Here is an 18282-nt window from a genome sequence, read left to right on the forward strand (position 1 = left end):
CCTTGCTTCCATTTCGCCCTTTCTTCCATTTCTCTGGGTGCTCCTGACTGCCATGCCGAACGAGCCGACATGTTCAACACGCTGACCCGGCCGATCTTTGTCGCGTTGTTCCTCGCAGCAATAGGCAGCCTGACCGCCTGCAAGATCCTGCCGACGCCGTCGGCGGAAAACGGCGGCACTGGCTCCGCATTCAATCCCGACAAGATGGTCGAGGACATCTGGGCGGCGAAAGTCATACCCTATCTGCAGCAGAAGGCCGGGCCGTTTGCCGAGGTTCATGCCTTGGCCAAGACCGATCCCGCCGCTGCCGGCGCCAAATACGGCAACCCGAAGAAGCAGGCGAATTCGCCATGGACCTTCGCGGTTCGGCTCGAGGGCAAGGTCGTTGCAGCCAATACACAGTCACGCGCGGCGACGATGGACGTCGATGCCGACGGCGACGGCAAGGCGGACGCGCGGGTGCAGATCGGACCCGCCATGCGCGGAACCGCGCTGCGCGACAGCCTCGACTTCATCCAGTTCAACGATTTCACCAACCAGATCGACTTCGCCCAGTTCGGCAAGGCTTTCAACGCCTATGCCGACAAGACCGTGCTTTCCAAGCTGCCGCGCGAGGCACTCGAGGGCCGCAGCGTCGAGGTACTTGGCGCCTATACGCCGGGCAGTGGCCAGGACCTGCCGCTGGTGACGCCGGCGGAGGCAAAGATCGGGCCGAAGCCATGAGCGGCTATCAAGATGTCATCCTGAAGCTGGAGGACGTCTCGAAAGTCTATTCCGGCACCGTCGCGGTCAAACGGGCGAATTTCGAGGTGCGCAAAGGCGCGGTCAACGTGCTGGTCGGCGAAAACGGAGCCGGCAAATCGACGCTGATGAAGATCATCGCCGGCGTCGAGCAACCGACGCTCGGGCGCATTCTGCTGGACGGCGAGGAGGTTTCATTCTCGTCTTCCGGTGATGCCGTGAGCCGCGGCATCGGCATGGTTTTCCAGGAGCTGAATCTGTTCGGCAATCTGACTGTCGCCGAAAATATTTTCGCCACCCGCGAGATCACCAACCGCTTCCGCAAGATCGACCGCAAGGAGCAGGAGCGCCGCGCGGCGGAGTTCCTTGAACGCCTGGAAGCCGGCATCCGGCCCGACATGCTGGTCGAGGATCTGCGCATCGGCCAGCAGCAGCTGGTCGAGATCGCCAAGGCGGTTTCGCTCGATGCGCGCATCCTGATCATGGATGAACCGACCTCGGCGCTCAGCGCGGCGGAAGTCGAGATCCTGTTCAAGGTGATTGCCGACCTCAAGGCACGCGGCGTGGCAATCGTCTACATCTCGCACCGGCTCGAGGAGCTGATCCGCATCGGCGACACCATCACGGTGCTGCGCGACGGCCGCATCACCGGCCAGGCGGAGATGAAAGACGTCGACACCCAGTGGATCGTGCGGCAGATGATCGGCTCGGACGCCAAGGACTTCGCCAAGGCCGACGGCCATGTGCCGGGCGAGGAAATATTCCGCGCCGAGGACATCTGCCTGCCGCGCGTCACCGGCGGGCTTGCGGTCGATCACGTCTCGCTATCGCTGCGCGCCGGCGAAATTCTCGGCATCTATGGCCTGATGGGCGCCGGACGCAGCGAGCTGTTCGACTGCATCATGGGCCGCCACGGCCATTCGACGGGCACGATATTCATTGCCGGCAAAAAAGTGCACGAGCGCGACACGACGCGGCGCATCCGGCGCGGCCTGGCGCTGATCCCCGAAGACCGCCAGCGCGAAGGGCTGGTGTCGATCCTCTCCGTCGCCAGCAATCTGACGCTGGCCAGCCTGTCGCGGTTCGTGCGCCTGTTCCACATTCGCGGTGCCGCCGAAAGACAGGCGGTGGCCCGGACGGTGCGCGAACTGGCGATCAAGGTCGCCGATCCGGCGCAGGAAGTCTCGTCGTTGTCAGGCGGCAACCAGCAGAAGGTGGTGATCGGCAAGGCGCTGCTCACCGGCCCGAAGGTGCTGTTGATGGACGAGCCCAGCCGCGGCATCGACGTCGGCGCCAAGGCCGACGTGTTCCGCACCATGCGCAAGCTGTCGCGCGACGGCCTGGGGATACTGTTTGCCACCTCCGATCTCGACGAAGTGATGGCGTTGTCCGACCGCATCGCGGTGATGAGCAATGGAAAATTGACCGGCATGTTCGATCGCGCAGAGGCGACGGAGGCCGCGCTCGTCGCTGCCTCGGCCTTCGGCCACGGACCGGTCCCGCACGGAGAGCACGCGCATGACTGACATCCCAGCCAAGGCGGCGGTCAACTCCATGTCGGGCGGCTCGGTCCTGCTGACGCTGATGAAGGCGAGGACGTTCATCGCGCTGATCGCCGTGCTGTTATTCTTCTCGATAGCCGCCCCCAATTTCCTATCGGCCGCCAATCTTATCCTGATGTCGAAGCACGTGGCGCTGAACGCATTCCTCGCAATGGGCATGACCTTCGTCATCATCACCGGCGGCATCGACCTGTCGGTCGGCTCGATCGTCGGCCTGTGCGGCATGGTGGCCGGCTACCTCGTGCTCAACGGCATCGACCTGCAGGTCGGCTACACCATTTATTTCAACGTCTTCGAAATCGCGCTGATCACGCTTGCCGTCGGCATATTGATCGGCGCCGTCAACGGCTTGCTGATCACCAGGCTTAACGTTGCGCCTTTCATTGCCACGCTCGGCGTGCTCTATGTCGCACGCGGCCTGGCGCTGCTGTCGTCGGACGGCCGTACTTTCCCCAATCTCGTCGGCAAGCCCGAGCTCGGCACCACAGGGTTCGGCTACCTCGGCGCCGGCCGGCTGCTCGGCTTGCCGGTTTCGATATGGATCTTGGTCGTTGTTGCGGTAGGGGCGGCCTATCTCGCCAAATACACCCCGCTCGGCCGCCACATCTTCGCCGTCGGCGGCAATGAACGGGCGGCGCGGATTTCAGGCGTCCGCGTCAACATGGTGAAGATGTTCGTCTACATGTTCTCCGGCTTCTGCGCGGCGATCGTCGGGCTGATCATCTCGTCCGAACTGATGGCCTCGCATCCGGCGACCGGAGAGAGCTTCGAGCTCAACGCCATTGCCGCGGCAGTGCTCGGCGGCACCTCGATGTCGGGCGGACGCGGTACCATCGGCGGTACCATTGTCGGCGCCTTCGTCATCGGCATCCTTTCGGACGGGCTGGTGATGATGGGAGTGAGCTCGTTCTGGCAGATGGTGATCAAGGGCCTCGTCATCATCGTCGCCGTCGTCGTCGACCAGGCACAGCGCCGGCTGCAGAGCCGTGTCACGCTGATGCAGATGGCAAAGGCCGGCTGACATGGCGGAACTGCGTGGAGCGCTGATCGGCTGCGGCTTCTTTGCCGTCAACCAGATGCATGCCTGGCGCGACATAGAGGGCGCCTCGATCACCGCCATCTGCGACCGCGATCCGGACCGGCTACGGATCATTGGCGACCAGTTCGGGGTCGCACGGCGCTATACCGACGCGGCAGCGCTGTTTGCCGGCGAAAGGCTGGATTTCGTCGACGTCGCCACCACCGCACCAAGCCACAGAATGCTCGTGGAGATGGCGGCGCAGCACGGTGTTCCGGCAATCTGCCAAAAACCGTTTGCGCCGACGCTTGCCGACGCCAAGGCGATGATAAAGGCCTGTGCTGACGCCGGCGTGCCGTTGATGGTGCATGAGAATTTTCGCTGGCAGTCGCCGATCCAGGCGGTGCGTACCGTGCTCGACAGCGGCGAAATCGGCACCCCCTTTTTCGGACGGATCTCGTTCCGCTCTGCCTATGACGTGTTTTCCGGCCAGCCTTATTTGGCGACGGGAAAGCGCTTCATCATCGAGGATCTGGGTATCCACATCCTCGACATCGCCCGCTTCCTGCTGGGCGACGTCTCGACGGTCACTGCGCGAACGGCGCGCATCAATCCCGGCATTGCCGGCGAGGACGTTGCGACGATGCTGATGGACCACACGAGCGGCGCCACTTCCATGGTCGACTGCAGCTACGCGAGCAAGCTCGCGACAGAGCCGTTTCCGGAGACGCTGATCGAGATCGACGGCAGCGACGGCACGATCCGGCTGGCGCAGGGCTACCGGCTCACCGTCACCGGCAGGAGCGGGACAGCCGTGAGCAACGTCTCGCCACCGCTGCTGGCCTGGGCATCGCGGCCGTGGCACAACATCCAGGAAAGCGTCGTCGCCATTCAAAAGCACTGGGTCGATTGCCTGACCAACGGAACCGAGCCCGCGACCTCGGGCGCGGACAACCTCAAGACATTAGCGCTGGTCGAGGCGGCGTACGCTGGCGCCGCAAGCCGGGAGCCGGTGCAACTCGACGCCTTGCTGAAATGACAGCCGACGCCTTCCTCCTCTACGGCACACGTGCCGTTGAAGCCGAACCGGTCAGGCTGCGCGCCGGCGCGCTGACGGCGGACTTCGTCAACGGCAATCTGCGCACCGTCCGGCATGGCGGCACCGAGGTTCTGCGCGCCATCGCCTACATCGTCAGGGATCGCGACTGGGGCACCTACGAGCCGACACTGGCCGACCTTACCATCGAGCAGGATGCCGCGGCTTTTTCCGTCAGCTATTCGGCAAGTTGCCAAGCACCGGACGGCAGCCGACTCGGCTTCCGTGCGACCATCAAGGGCTCCGCCGATGGCCAGTTGGTCTTCGACGTGAGCACTCTTCCCGACAGCGATTTCGAAACCAATCGCTGTGGCTTCTGCATCCTGCATCCGATTGCCGGCCTGTCCGGCAGCCCGGTCACGGTGGAGCATACCGACGGCAGCGTGGTCGCGACGCGGCTTCCAGAGCTGATCGATCCCTGGCAACCTTTCAAGGATTTGCGCGCCATCACTCATGAAGTCCGGCCCAACGTCACCGCCGAATGCCGGATGGAAGGCGACACTTTCGAGATGGAGGACCAGCGCAATTGGTCGGATGCCTCCTACAAGACCTATGTTCGGCCGCTGGCGCTGCCATGGCCCTATGTGCTGCCCGCCGGCAAGACCTTCCGCCAGACCATCAGCTTGCGGATAGAGGGTCGCGGGAAAGTGCCGGCGGCTGCGGCAACCGTCGAACCAATTCGCGTCACGCTCGGCAAAGCCGGACCGGCGCTGCCGGATATCGGCGTGATCGTCTATCCGGATGAGGTCGAGGCGGCGCTGGGCAAGCTGCCGATGCTGTCCGAGCTTGGTCCGCAGCAGTTGATGTTCCACTATGACCCGACGCGCGGCCACGAGCTCGATGCCTTGCGATCCTACGCCCGGCTCGCCGCCGCCTATCCGGTCCGGACAACGCTCGAATGTGTCATTGCCGGCGACGGCGATCTCGACGCCGAGCTTTCAGACGTCGCCGACATGGTGCGCCAGGCCGGGCTCAAGCTTTCGGCCATTGCCGTCTCGCCCTCGGTCGACCGGCAGTCGACGCCGCCGGGCAGCGCATGGCCGCAATGCCCACCGCTCGAAGACGTCTATGCCGCGGCGCGGCGCGCCTTTCCCGACACCCGCCTCGGCGGCGGCATGTTCAGTTATTTCACCGAACTCAATCGCAAGCGTGTGCCGGCTGACCCGCTCGATTTCGTCACGCATTGCACCTGCCCGATCGTGCACGCCGCCGACGATCTCAGCGTCATGCAGTCGCTGGAGGCACTGCCTTTCATCACAGCCTCGGTGAGGGCGATCTTCGGGCCAAAACCCTATCGGATCGGGCCGTCGACCATTGCCATGCGCCAGAACCCTTATGGCGGCGCGACCAAGGCCAATCCCGACAGTCAGCGCATTGCCATGGCCAACCGCGACCCTCGCCATGCCGGGCTGTTCGGGGCCGCATGGACGATCGGCTATGCCGCACGCGTTGCTCCGGCCGGGCTCGAAATGCTCACGTTCTGCAGCTTCACCGGACCATTCGGCGTACTGGCCTCGTCGGGCGAACCTGTCGAAGAAGGTGCACCCCGGCCGATTTTCCACGCGGTGAAAGGACTTTGCGATCTGGCCGGCCATGCGCATGTGGCGGCGACAACGACCGATGAGACGCGGGTATTGGCACTGGCCGGCCGCTCCCAGACAGGCAAGATCATCGTCTGGCTGGCGAACCTTACCCCGGACGATTTTCCGGTCGATGTTTCCGGGCTCGGCTCCGATCGGGGTCCTCTGAAGATCTGGGATGGACGAATGTCGCGCAAGATTCCGCGAGACACGTCGGGCCGAGACCATCTTGTGATGACACCCTACGCAATCGTCCGGATCGGCTGAAGTCATTTGCCGAGGCTCTTGGATAGCCGCACTTCGGCAGCGGTTGCCCGTAGCGGCAGCACTTCCGTTGCCGACTTGTCACCGGATCTGCTTTCGAAACTCGCCTGGTGCCATTCCAGTTGTCCTGGAAAAAAGACGGCTGAACGAGGCGACGTCCTGATATCCCACCCGATAGCAAATTTCTGAAACGCTCAGTTTCGTTTCCTCAAGCATGGATTTTGCCAACTCCAGCCGCCGTTCCTGGATCCATTTTCCCGGCGTTGTCTGGAGTTCGTCGAAAAATCTGCGAGACAGGGTTCGCGAAGACATGCCCAATTCAGTTGCGAGAAATTTCAGATCGATTTCCGACATCTTGTCTTTCGAGAGCTCGCGCAGCTTGTTCTCGAATGGGCTGGCCTCGTTCGAAATTTCGTCGAGGGAAAATTCGTAGGGACTCTGGAATTTGCGCGGCGGAGGAAGAACCAGAAGTTTTCGAATGATCCGCTCCTCCTTCGAGAAGCCCAGATCGATCAGCAAAGCCCTGGCGAGTTCGAGTCCGGAAAACCCGCCTCCGCATGTGTAAAGGCGGTCCTGGCGAATGAGCAGGCGGGAAGCGTCCCATCGCACTTGCGGAAACCGGCGGCTTGCCTCGGCTTTCAGCCACCAGGATATCGTTGCGCGTTTACCGTCCAATAATCCCGAATTGGCGAGCAGATAACACGCGCCGCAATGTGCTGCGATGATTGCGTCCTGCTGTTGCGCGAGCGCGATCAGCGGTTTTGAATGTTCACTCTCCTCGTCGAGCGAGCGCAGAAGCTCCGGAATCTCGACACCCGGCATCGCAATGAGAATCAGGACATCCATTTTCCGGGATGGTTGAGCCTTCGTCGGGAAGAAAATTCCTGTGGTTGATGCCGACGGCGCGCCCCTTGAAACGAACTCACAGGAGAGAACCTGTGAACGGCAGACGTCATTCACAAGCTGAAACATTTCCACGAGCGTCGAGACGACGGCCGAATAGAAATTCGACGGCAGCCAGATCACGACGTGGAGGCTCCTGTCAGCCATTGCGGTTCTCCCGGTGTCGTTCTCGCCGATTGGCAAATCTAGCATAGTCTTTGCAAGAATTGCCAATTCAAGAAGAAGCCAGGCGCCTCCAAGACGGGCCTATGCGGGCCTGCTGACGAAAGCGGGCGGCGGAAATCCACGGCTGGGAAGATGCAAATGCTGAAATCGCTGAATGAAAACAACGCGGCACATACACCGGATTCAGACGGCAACATAAAACTGCGTCGGTCCGGGCTCAGGCTGATCTGTGGTCAGCCAGTAGGCCGAGAACAAGGTCCGACCGCGACGCCGGTCGGGACCTGCACTTGATTTTCAGTTGCCGGAATTCATCACGTAGAGCGCGCGCGAGCGTTCGAGGTGCTTGATCATCGCCTTCTCGGCGCCATCCGCATCCTTGGCTTCGATGCGTCCGACGATCTCTTCATGCTCGGTCAGCGTGAACTTTTCCTTGCCGGTCCAGATCAGCATTTCGGTGTGGTATTCCTTTAGCCAGCCTAGCATTGCCTCGCTGACAGCGACATAGATCGGGTTACCGGATATTGCCGCGATCTGTGTGTGGAATTTCATGTCGGCGGATATGAAGGCTTCCGAGTTGCCACGATGGCTGCGCTGCTCGGCGACCGTTTCCCGCAGCCGCTGCACGTCCTCGGCTGTGGCCTTTTCTGCAGCTTCCTTGACCATGCCGCGCTCGAAGAAGATGCGCGCGTTCTTGAGGTGCTCGAGCGTGTCCTTCGATGACGACAGGATGATCTTGGCTGCGCCGTCGACCTGCTTGATGATCGACTTGGCGGTGAGCTGCAGCACCTTGGCACGCTCACCATGCGAGATCGCGACCAGCCCCATATTGCTCAACGCCTGCATCGCCTCGCGGATCGCCGGCCTGCCGACCTCGAAACGCTCCATCAATTCGCGCTCCGACGGCATGTCGTCACCCGGCAGCAATTCGCCGCCGGTGATCAGGCGCTTCAGTCTCAAGAATACTTCGTCGGAAAGCTTGCGCCGGACGATCGGCTCCGAACGGTTCATCGTCGCGAATCACTCCTTTGACCGGCCTATACCTAGCATTTCCGCCGTGAATTCCGGAACGCCTGTTGCCGACTCGCCCTTACCGCCAAGCCGGATAGGGCTTGCAATGCTTATGTACTCATTATACCAGATTTCGAGGGCCAAGGAACCTTTTTCGAAACCTCCCCGGCAGGCCGCGCGAATATGATTGTTCTTACCTATCGCATCGAAACGCCCGGCAATATCGAGGCGCTGGCGGCCAAGATTGCAAGCGACCAGTCGACCGGGACCTTCGTCGCGCTGGCCGGCGAGACGGAAGAGCTCAAGGCTAGGGTCGCAGCGCGAGTCCTGGCGATACGGCATCTGCCGGACGCGGACCGGCCGTCCCTTCCCGAAACCGGTTCCGGAGCAAGCCCCGAAGCACGCAACGGCCCGGTCAAGCGCGCCGACATCGATATCGCCTTTCCGCTGGACGCCATCGGCACCGACCTGTCGGCGCTGATGACCATCGCCATCGGCGGCGCCTTTTCGATCAAGGGCCTGTCCGGCATCCGTGTCGTCGACATGAAGCTACCCGAGGAGTACCGGGGCGCGCATCCGGGCCCGCAATTCGGCGTCACGGGCAGCCGCAGGCTGACCGGTGTCGCGGATCGTCCGATCATCGGGACCATCGTCAAGCCGGCGCTGGGACTCCGCCCGTACGAGACGGCCGCAATGGTGCAAGAGCTGATTGCCGCCGGCGTCGACTTCATCAAGGACGACGAGAAGCTGATGAGCCCGGCCTATTCACCGCTGTCGGAGCGAGTGAGGGCAATCATGCCGCTGATCCTCGACCACGAGCAGAAGACCGGTAAGAAGGTCATGTATGCCTTCGGCATTTCACATGCCGATCCCGACGAGATGATGCGAAACCACGATCTGGTGGCAAAGGCCGGCGGCAATTGCGCGGTGGTCAACATCAATTCGATCGGCTTTGGTGGCATGGCTTACCTCCGAAAGCGCTCCAGCCTGGTGCTCCATGCCCACCGCAATGGCTGGGACATTCTCACCCGCCATCCCGGCCTCGGCATGGATTTCAAGGTCTGGCAGCAGTTCTGGCGGTTGCTCGGCGTCGACCAGTTCCAGATCAACGGCATCGCCTCGAAATACTGGGAACCCGACTGGTCCTTCGTCGAATCCTTCAAGGCGGTGACCACGCCGATCTTTTCGCCGGCCGATTGCGCATTGCCGGTCGCCGGCTCCGGCCAGTGGGGCGGGCAGGCGCCTGAAACCTTCCAGCGAACCGGCCGGACGGTCGATCTTCTCTATCTCTGCGGCGGTGGCATCGTCAGCCACCCGGACGGGCCGGGCGCCGGCGTGCGCGCCGTGCAGCAGGCCTGGCAGGCGGCGGTCCAAGACATTCCGTTGGCGGATTATGCCTTGAGCCATGTCGAGCTGGCGCGGTCGATCGAGAAGTTCGGCGGCGGCGAGGCGGCCTGACGCCATGCAAAACCTGCTTCTGAGTTACTATGGCGACGACCTGACCGGCTCGACCGACGTTATGGAGGCGCTCGAGCTCGGCGGCGTGCCGACCGTCCTGTTCATGCGCCAGCCGGACGAGGCGCTGCTTTCACAATTTGCGCATTGCCGCGCCCTCGGGCTGGCCGGCACCAGCCGCAGCGAGACGCCGCAGTGGATGGACACGCATCTGCGGAATGCCTTCGCCTGGCTGAAGACCGTCAACGCCGAGATCTGCCACTACAAGGTCTGCTCGACCTTCGATTCCAGCCCGGCAATCGGCAGCATCGGCCGGGCGATCGAAATCGGCCGCTCGGTTTTCCGGCAAGACGGCGTGCCGCTGGTGGTCGGCGCGCCGCAGCTGAAGCGCTACACCGCCTTCGGTCATCTGTTCGCGGCCTATCGCGAAAAATATTTCCGCATCGACCGCCATCCCGTGATGAGCCGCCATCCGACCACGCCGATGGACGAATCCGACCTGCTGATCCATCTGTCGCGCCAGACCAGCCTCGCCTCCGGCCTGGTCGACCTGGCGACGCTGCAGTCCGCGTCGCGGTCGAAAGCATTCGACCGGCTTGTGGAGAATGGCTCAGGTATCGTGCTTGTCGATGTCGATAGCCTGGAAACCCAGGCACTTGCCGGCAAGGAGATTTGGCGCGCTCGCAAGCCGGGCGGTTATTTCGTCGTCGGCTCTTCAGGCATCGAATATGCCTTGCTGGTCGAATGGGCATCGAACCGGATCGTGGATACCAAATCCGCCTTTTCGCCGCCGGGCGCTGCCGACAGGATCGCCGTGGTCTCGGGGAGTTGCTCGCCGACGACGGAACGACAGATCCGTCATGCTCTGGCCGACGGCTTCGACGGGATCGAGCTCGACCCGGTCGAACTGGTTTCTGAGGCTTCGAACGACGCGATTGCGCGCGCGGTGGCAACCGGCCGCTCCAGCCTACGGGCCGGGCGCAGCGTCATCCTCTACACCGCGCTCGGACCTGCGGCCGACCGCGGTGCAGAAATCGATCTCCGGGAAGGCGCCCGCCATAAGCTCGGCCGCGGCCTTGGCGAGGTTCTCCGCGAACTGACGCTTCAAGAGAAGCTACTGCGCGTGGTCATCGCCGGCGGCGACACGTCGAGCCATGCACTTGGCCAGATGGGCGTCGACGCGCTGACGGTGCGAATGCCGCTGCCGGCATCGCCGGGCTCGCCACTTTGTGTGGCGCATTCAAGCATTAAGGCGATCGATGGGCTGGAAATTGCCCTCAAGGGCGGGCAGGTCGGAACCGACCGCTATTTCTCCACTATTCGCGATGGGGTCGGGTCCGCGGTTGAGAGCGGGGAATGTCAGGTCAAATCGGTGATGCTCGATCGGGATCGAGGATAGTCACTAGCCGGCAAACCAGAAATCTCAGGCGTTCAGACCAGCGGCAATGCCACTCATCCCGCTATCTGCCCATTGTCCTGCCTGGATGATACTGACGGGCGTAGGCGACACAGGCGTCTACCGTGCTGACACAGAGCGCATCGCGGTTGTTCGGCAGGTTGTTGTCGCCGGCGTAGGCAACCTCGGCAACATGACCGTCAACCATTCGAATTTGCGTGTTGCAATAGCCGCCGGGGGCGACGTTGACGGAACCTCCCAGCGCCGGGACGGGGCCAATGGCCACGGTCGGAACGACAATGTTGAGATTGCCGCGTTGAACGACGCGCTGATAGGTCCAGATCTGGCCGGATTTGCCGACATCGGCAGTGGCGGTCGGAAAGCCGGCGCACATTCGAACGTCCGCCTCGCTAAGGCCGACCATCTCCCTGCGGGCTGCCGCCGCCGTGGCGTCCTCCTTTGCAGTGCTCGACGTGTCGTCGGGCATGACGCAGGAAGACAGGATGGCGGCGCTTGCCGATAGAAGGAGAAGGGCAAGCTTTCGGGTGTGGAAAGATGTCATGCCAACTTCGGATTGCACGGGAGCCCGAATGCCAACCTAGGAAGTGGGCCAATCGAGTCAACCGGCAGAAAATTCACGAAGTCGTTTGGTACGTCATTCCGCCGCATGCATCTGCTGCAAGAGGTTGAGGCTGCCGCCGTGACCCTCGCGCCCTATCTTCCGCCTGGGCATCGGATTTCCAAATCCGACCCCTTCTTGTCAGATGTACTGGCGCACGGTGCTGTGACTTTGGTTCGGCCGACGGTGTGCTAGTTTCCAGCCAATTGCTCCGGAGACGTCATGCCTATCAAGCTGCAAGAAATCGCCCTCGCTCTTCTGCTGTTGGTTGCCGGAGTTGGGGTGGGTCACGCGGAGACGGCCCAGCGGCCGCCGCCTACAGGCGGGGTTCTCTCGCTCTTGCCACCGCCGCAGACTTCCGATCATTCGATCGTCATTGCCGGACGCACGCTCGATTACGAGGCCAAGGCCGGCACGCTGTCATTGCCGTCCGGCAAAGGCGATATCACCGCCGAGATTTTCTACGTCGCCTATGCACTGCATTCCGGGAAAGAAACGGGACCGGATCCGCGGCGCCCGATCACCTTCGTGTTCAATGGCGGTCCGGGAGCAGCTTCCGCTTACCTTCATCTCGGCGCGCTCGGTCCGCGGGTCCTGGCGACGGCGGCCGATGGAAGTTTCCTGCCGCCGCCGCAGAGGCTGTTCGACAACCCCGACACTTGGCTCGACATGACCGACTTGGTCTTTGTGGACCCTGTTGGAACCGGTTACAGCCGTGAAGCGCCCGGCACGGAAGCACACAGCTTCTGGGGCGTCAGCCAGGACGCCGCGTCGATAGGCGCGTTTATCCGGCTCTATCTGGCGCAGACGAACCGTACGGCATCGCCTGTCTTCCTGGCTGGCGAAAGCTATGGCGGCTTTCGAGCAGCATTGCTCGCCAGGAAGCTTCAGGAAGACATCGGCATCAGCCCGAGTGGCGTCGTGCTGATTTCGCCGGCGCTCGAATTCACGCTGGTGCGCCCGGACGAGTTCCAGCCGCTCCACTGGGCGCTGGAACTGCCGTCGCTGGCGGCAGTGCGCCTACACAGCGAAGGCGTTTCCGGCCCGGCCCTGCAGGAGCGGCTGGCGGAAGTCGAACGCTATGCGCTCGGCGATTATCTGGCCGCGCTGGCCGGTGGGCTGGAGCAGGGTGGACGCCTGGCGAGCCAGCGTGTCGCCGCAATCACCGGTCTGCCGCTCGATCTCGTCCAGCGGCACTTTGCACGCATTCCCATAGGGCTGTTCGCCAAGGAGTTTGCACGGGCAAAGGGCAATGTTCTCAGCGCCTATGACGGCAACATCGCGACAGCGGACGTGGCGCCAGAGAGCCTGGGAGTCGAGGGTCCCGATCCGGTGCTCGACCGAAGCGTGCCGGCGCTCACCTCCGCTTTCGTCGGCTATGTGCGTGATGAATTGAACTTCCGCACGGATATCAGCTATCGGCTTCTCAACCGTGAAGTCAGCGGCAATTGGGACTATGGGACGAGCGCGACGCGTCAGGGCTATGCGGGTGTCATGGACGACCTTCAACAGGCGCGCGTGCTAAACCCCAGCCTCGGCGTGCTGATCGTCAACGGCTACAGCGACCTGGTGACGCCGTATATGGGCTCGCGCTACCTGCTTGGTCAAATTCCTTCGCTTGCCGGCGCAAAGCCCATTCGCACCGAGGTGCTGGAGGGCGGGCACATGATGTATCTGAGGCCGGATGGACGGGCGGCACTGAAGCAGGCCGCGTCCGAGCTTTACCGAACGACGCAATGAGACGGTTTGCCCAAAAAAGCGCCGGATACGCTGTTCGCCCTCTCATCAGGCCCTAGTTCCATCGCGATTGATCGGTTACATACCTACGATGGCGTCTTTCAGCGACGTTCGACAACGGATTAGCCGGCTCTCCAGAATCGCGCCACTGGTGCGGCGTGCCGTCGAGCGGGCCATTCGGAACACCAAGCCACACAGGCTGACAAGCCTTGTTGACCGTTGGAATGCGCTGTCGCTGGCAACGCAGTTCCTGCTCGCGGGCGGTCTATTTTCCCTGTCAGCCATGGTGGTGGTGGGGATTTCCGTCACGAACCATATAGAAACCGTGGTCACGCAGAATTCGGCATCTGCAACGGCTCTTTACGTGGACAGCGTTATCGCACCGCTGCTTCCGGATATGCGCAAGAGCGAAGTGCTCGACGAGAGCGTCGCCCACGCGCTCGATGAAACGCTGGGACAAGGGGCACTCGGCACAAGGCTCGAATCCTTCAAGCTCTGGCGTCGCGACGGAACCATCCTGTATTCGACCGACAAGACATTGATCGGCAAGCGCTTTGAACCCAGCGACAATCTCCGGACGGCATTCGCAGGCCAAATGGTTTCGGAGTTCGACAAGCTCGACGATCCGGACAGCGAGGCCGAAAGAGCCAGCGGCTTGCATCTCCTCGAGATCTACAATCCGGTGCTGCAGCCATGGTCGGGGGAAGTGGTGGCCGTTTCGGAATTCTACGAGGTCGCCACTGATTTTGAAAGAAACCTGCATCAGGCGCTCATTCGAACCTGGCTGGACGTTGCCGCCGTCACAGCGGCCTTCTTTCTCGGGCTGTCGGCAATCGTGTTCCGTGGCAGCCGCATGATCAGTTCGCAGAGCCGCTCGTTGAAGCAGCGCATTGCCGAGCTTTCCGATCTGCTTGCGCAAAACAGACTGTTGAGGCTGCGGGTGCAGCGTGCCTCGCAGCGTGCCACCGCACTTAACGAACGCTATCTCAGGCGCATCGGTGCGGACTTGCACGATGGCCCCGCGCAATTGGTTGCTCTCGCGGCGCTGGGGATCGACAGCCCCGTCATTGCCGATCCCGCTACGCCGCAATCGAAGCGTGCACAGGAATTGCTGGCCATCAAAGCACATCTGGACGATGCCATGCGCGAGATCAGGAGCATCAGCAAGGGCCTTGTCCTGCCGCATATCGAGCATGCCGAACTGGGTGAAATTCTCCAGCTAGCCGTACAGGCGCACGAAGAGCGAACCGGCGTCAAAGTGAGATTATCGATGACCGGCGGCCATGCGCCGTTGTCGCCGGCGGCCAAGATCTGCATCTTCCGCTTCGTCCAGGAGGCGCTGAACAATGGATTCCGTCATGCCGGAGGTGAAGGTCAGTCGGTCGAGAAACATTTCGACGGCGAGCGCGTTTGTATCGAAGTGGCCGACGCCGGCGCTGGCTTTGACCCGCAAATCGTGCGTCCCGAGAGGCTGGGACTCGTTGGGCTGCGCGAGCGGGTGGAAAGCCTCGGGGGCCAGTTTACCGTGACTTCCTCACAGAGTGGCACAGTCGTAAGAATGGCCCTCAACATCGTTGAAATGGGGCAGACATGACAGTAGCCATCAAGCTCGCCATCGTCGACGACCACCCGCTGTTCAGGGAAGGCGTTGTGCGCACGCTCGATCAGATCGGCGGGTTCGAGATCGTCGGTGAAGGAAGCAGCAGAGACGATGCCCTACGGATAATCGAAGACCAGCGGCCCGACATTCTGCTGATGGACATCTCGGTTCCTGGAGGTGGCCTTGGCGTGATCGGACCGGCCCTTGAGCGGCATCCGGCACTGAAAATTGTGATGCTGACCGTTTCGGAAGAAAACCAGCACGTGATGACCGCGTTGCAGAGCGGGGCAAGGGGCTATGTTCTGAAGGGGGTCGGGTCGAGGACGTTGGCTGCGATCCTGCGCACGGTAGCGTCGGGCGAACGATATGTCTGTCCACAATTGTCGGCGCGCCTGTTGGCCGATCTCTCGGCTCAATCAAAAGAGCCGGCGAAAGCTGACGGACTTGCCGACCTCACCAGCCGCGAAAGGGAGATCCTGACGCTGGTTGCCGCGGGACTGAGCAACAAACGGATCGGGCTTCGGCTGAACCTGCATGAAAAGACGATAAAGCACCACATGACGCGAATCCTGGCCAAGCTCAACGTCAGCAACAGGACCGAAGCCGCCATGACCTTGCGCGACGCGACTGAGCGCCGGCATCCGCCTGTTCGCGATCATGCTTGAGCCGAAATTGCCGCACAGCGCGGCCATGTGAACTGGCCCTCAGTTGATCATTCCAAGCAACCTGTCTCGATCGGAACGCGTCGCCAGGCGCCGAATGATGGTGCGGCCCTCGGCATCCCGCATTTCATATTGGTCGCTGTCGATGCGCTCGCTGAGGCCGTTCGAATGCACCACGCCAATGCTCGGGCCGCTCACCTCGACCCGGTCTCCTGTGGATGCGTTGACAAAGAGTTTTGGCTTGCTATCGGGGTTTACCGCAGGGGCGGGATCAGGGAGATTGTCGTCCTGCGACTTTGCTTTGCCCTTGCCGGCACCAGCGTTCGAGTTCGAATTGCCGGAGTTTCCACCCGAATTGCCCGAATTGCCGTTCCCATTCCCGTTCCCGTTCCCGCCATTGCCGTTGCCGTTCCCGCCATCTTTGGCCCAGGCAGCCTGCGGGCCGAGCGGCTGCGATGATCCATCGAACACGACGCGATAGGGGCTCACGACGAGAATGAAGGTCAAGACGACTACAGAAATGCCGACACGACGTCCTCGTGAAGATCCGGTCCTTCGTTTCCGGGTCGTCATCAATGAACTTGCCAGTCGCATGTCGGAACTCCCCTTAATCATACGGCTCTGTCGTACTGCCTCCTGTTCGAATTCGTGTGATGCTTAAAACAATGGTTTGCGTCCGGAACGTCAAGGCCCACCAGTCCCACGATGGTAACTGGTGGGTCTCGCTAGCGCAGGAAGGGACTATTTACTGCGCAAGTCTTTTGCCTTCCCGTGGTTGCGTCTCTCCGCGGTAGCGCCGAGTTCCCACTGTCAGCCAACAATAAATCCAATGGCCGCGATCCCGAAACACAGGCCAAATAACGGAAAAAGCAGCCAACGTGCCTGGTGAATGCTCGGGTCCATGGCGGCCTCCTGTAACAGTCGGCATCGCAACGGGGCTCCTCGGAACTCAGTTCCTGAAACTCTCGCATTTCGGGCTTTTGCGATAGCAGCCTCGGACCAAAGTTTGGCTGTGCGGGTCCTTGGTCGATAGGCCTACAGACTGAAGTCCCTATGCCAGGAGCCACCCTGCATTCGGCGACCTTTGTGTCCAACTGGCAGCTGCGATCCACCGCCCCCTTCGAATGCTTTGCGTTTCTGGCTCTATGGCAGCAACGCCGTTGGTCTACTGCCGCATCGTTGAAACGCTACCAATACAGACCCATATGCGAATTGCGTCGGATGTCTCCTCCCATTGCGTCCGGCGCGTTCCCCTCTGGAGGTTATAGACCTTCACACTTGGCCGGGCTTAACAGTCCGGCCTTTTCTTTTGGCATTTTGCGCAATCCGCCTGATGGCCCTAATTTGCGAGACATCGGTAAATCGATTTGCAAATGCATTCATGTGCTCATAACCTGTCACAATGAGCACGATTTCCAAAGTTGCTACGCGAGCGGGCGTGTCGCGCACGACCGTGTCGCATGTCATCAACCATGCGGACCGGGTATCGAAATCGCTGCGTGAGCGCGTACAAGCGGCGATCGACGAGCTCGGCTACACGCCGAACCCGCAGGCGCAAAGCCTGCGCACCGGCCGCACCAACATCATCGCGATGCTGATCCCGGACATCCGCAACCCGTTCTATCCGGAGCTGGTGAAAACGGCGCAGTCGACGCTCGAAGTGGTCGGCCTCGACATGCTGATCTTCAACACCGACGTGCCGGGCGGACATTCACAGGATCACGGCCGCGAGTATTTGCGCCAGATAGGGCGCAAGCGGGTCGACGGCGTCATCGTTGCCGACTTCGCGCTGCACGGCATGCACAGCGAACTGCTCAGCCTCGATCTGCCCGCCGTCTTCATCGGCCATCTGCCGAACCATGCTGTCGACAGCGTCCAGCTGGACGATTTCGGCGGCGGCTATCTGATGGGCGAGTATCTGGCGAAGAGAGGCCATCGCCGCGTCGCCCATGTCACCGGGCCATCCTTTTTCAAAGAGGCGATGGCGCGTGCCGCCGGCTTCGAAAAAGGGCTCGCCGACAATGGCGTGCCAATCTCCGCCGATCTGCGGTTCGAGGGAAGCTATCTTGCCCCGTCAGGGCGGGAAGCGGTCACCTGGCTCAGGGAGAAGCACGGCGGAAACCTGCCGTCGGCGATGTTCTTCGCCAATTATCTGATGGCCTCCGGTGCGCTGACCGAATTCTACGACCATGGGATCAATATCCCTCAGGATATCGCCATCGCAGTCTTCGATGACCTGCCTCAACTGGAATATGTCAGGCCGAAGCTGACCCGTGTCGGCAACAGTCCGACAATGCTTGCCAAGCGCGCCACGGAAATGCTGCTCGAACGGCTGGGTGGCAAAGTCGAGGGCGCGCCGCGCACCGAAGTGATCCCATGCGCGTTGAGCCCATTCGACAGCGCGTGACGCCAGATGCCGGCAAAGGGAACGGAGGTCCCTTCGCCAACGTTCGACCGAACAACATCCAAGGGAGGA

General features: G+C 61.8%; 15 protein-coding genes. 11 read left to right on the forward strand and 4 right to left on the reverse strand.

The genetic code is table 11. From position 1 onward, the window contains the following. Positions 1 to 69 precede the first annotated feature (69 nt). The 5 genes from NKJ23_RS20755 to apnL are packed head-to-tail and all read left to right on the forward strand — an operon-like array spanning position 70 to position 6264. Positions 70 to 723, forward strand: coding sequence for a DUF2291 family protein (locus tag NKJ23_RS20755; protein ID WP_352681992.1), 654 nt, complete (start codon positions 70 to 72; stop codon positions 721 to 723). Further along, positions 720 to 2267, forward strand: a complete 1548-nt coding sequence (locus NKJ23_RS20760; protein ID WP_352681994.1) for a sugar ABC transporter ATP-binding protein — start codon at positions 720 to 722, stop codon at positions 2265 to 2267. Before NKJ23_RS20755 ends, NKJ23_RS20760 begins: the two co-directional genes overlap by 4 nt. Then, on the forward strand, positions 2260 to 3324 hold the full coding sequence (locus tag NKJ23_RS20765; protein ID WP_352568081.1) for an ABC transporter permease: 1065 nt from the start codon (positions 2260 to 2262) through the stop codon (positions 3322 to 3324). The genes NKJ23_RS20760 and NKJ23_RS20765 overlap by 8 nt, the downstream gene beginning before the upstream one ends. Position 3325: 1 nt before the next feature. After that, on the forward strand, positions 3326 to 4360 hold the full coding sequence (locus NKJ23_RS20770) for a Gfo/Idh/MocA family protein (protein ID WP_352681996.1): 1035 nt from the start codon (positions 3326 to 3328) through the stop codon (positions 4358 to 4360). After that, positions 4357 to 6264, forward strand: a complete 1908-nt coding sequence (gene apnL, locus NKJ23_RS20775) for a D-apionate lactonase (protein ID WP_352681998.1) — start codon at positions 4357 to 4359, stop codon at positions 6262 to 6264. The genes NKJ23_RS20770 and apnL overlap by 4 nt, the downstream gene beginning before the upstream one ends. Before the next feature lie 78 nt (positions 6265 to 6342). Here the strand turns inward: apnL and NKJ23_RS20780 are convergent, their stop codons facing one another. Continuing rightward, entirely contained in the window at positions 6343 to 7311 is a 969-nt protein-coding gene (locus NKJ23_RS20780; protein ID WP_352682000.1) for a GlxA family transcriptional regulator, read from the reverse strand. 312 nt (positions 7312 to 7623) lie between these two features. After that, positions 7624 to 8337: a transcriptional regulator NanR gene (locus tag NKJ23_RS20785; protein ID WP_352577753.1), complete on the reverse strand. Its 714-nt coding sequence runs from the start codon at positions 8335 to 8337 to the stop codon at positions 7624 to 7626. Positions 8338 to 8520: 183 nt separating this feature from the next. Between NKJ23_RS20785 and oiaX the strand changes: the two genes are divergently transcribed. Both oiaX and NKJ23_RS20795 read left to right on the forward strand, forming a co-directional pair. After that, positions 8521 to 9795 (forward strand): 3-oxo-isoapionate-4-phosphate decarboxylase OiaX, encoded by a 1275-nt coding sequence (gene oiaX, locus NKJ23_RS20790; RefSeq protein WP_352644177.1) that lies wholly within the window; start codon positions 8521 to 8523, stop codon positions 9793 to 9795. A gap of 4 nt (positions 9796 to 9799) precedes the next feature. Further along, on the forward strand, positions 9800 to 11191 hold the full coding sequence (locus tag NKJ23_RS20795) for a four-carbon acid sugar kinase family protein (protein ID WP_352644179.1): 1392 nt from the start codon (positions 9800 to 9802) through the stop codon (positions 11189 to 11191). 61 nt (positions 11192 to 11252) lie between these two features. Here the strand turns inward: NKJ23_RS20795 and NKJ23_RS20800 are convergent, their stop codons facing one another. After that, entirely contained in the window at positions 11253 to 11750 is a 498-nt protein-coding gene (locus NKJ23_RS20800; RefSeq protein WP_352469597.1) for a hypothetical protein, read from the reverse strand. 279 nt (positions 11751 to 12029) lie between these two features. Between NKJ23_RS20800 and NKJ23_RS20805 the strand changes: the two genes are divergently transcribed. From NKJ23_RS20805 to NKJ23_RS20815, 3 genes are all read left to right on the forward strand, one after another. After that, entirely contained in the window at positions 12030 to 13547 is a 1518-nt protein-coding gene (locus NKJ23_RS20805) for a S10 family peptidase (RefSeq protein WP_352682003.1), read from the forward strand. Positions 13548 to 13692: 145 nt separating this feature from the next. Continuing rightward, positions 13693 to 15138 (forward strand): sensor histidine kinase, encoded by a 1446-nt coding sequence (locus NKJ23_RS20810; protein WP_502898014.1) that lies wholly within the window; start codon positions 13693 to 13695, stop codon positions 15136 to 15138. Next, positions 15135 to 15809 (forward strand): LuxR C-terminal-related transcriptional regulator, encoded by a 675-nt coding sequence (locus NKJ23_RS20815; RefSeq protein WP_352448141.1) that lies wholly within the window; start codon positions 15135 to 15137, stop codon positions 15807 to 15809. Before NKJ23_RS20810 ends, NKJ23_RS20815 begins: the two co-directional genes overlap by 4 nt. A gap of 39 nt (positions 15810 to 15848) precedes the next feature. Here the strand turns inward: NKJ23_RS20815 and NKJ23_RS20820 are convergent, their stop codons facing one another. Then, positions 15849 to 16400: a hypothetical protein gene (locus NKJ23_RS20820; RefSeq protein WP_352682005.1), complete on the reverse strand. Its 552-nt coding sequence runs from the start codon at positions 16398 to 16400 to the stop codon at positions 15849 to 15851. An 808-nt stretch (positions 16401 to 17208) separates the two neighbouring features. Between NKJ23_RS20820 and NKJ23_RS20825 the strand changes: the two genes are divergently transcribed. Then, positions 17209 to 18213 carry a LacI family DNA-binding transcriptional regulator gene (locus tag NKJ23_RS20825; protein WP_352454133.1) on the forward strand — a complete coding sequence of 335 codons (1005 nt, stop codon included), beginning with the start codon at positions 17209 to 17211 and terminating at the stop codon, positions 18211 to 18213. Positions 18214 to 18282: the final 69 nt, after the last annotated feature.

This window comes from Mesorhizobium sp. M0184 (genome assembly GCF_040322215.1).
GTDB lineage: Bacteria > Pseudomonadota > Alphaproteobacteria > Rhizobiales > Rhizobiaceae > Mesorhizobium.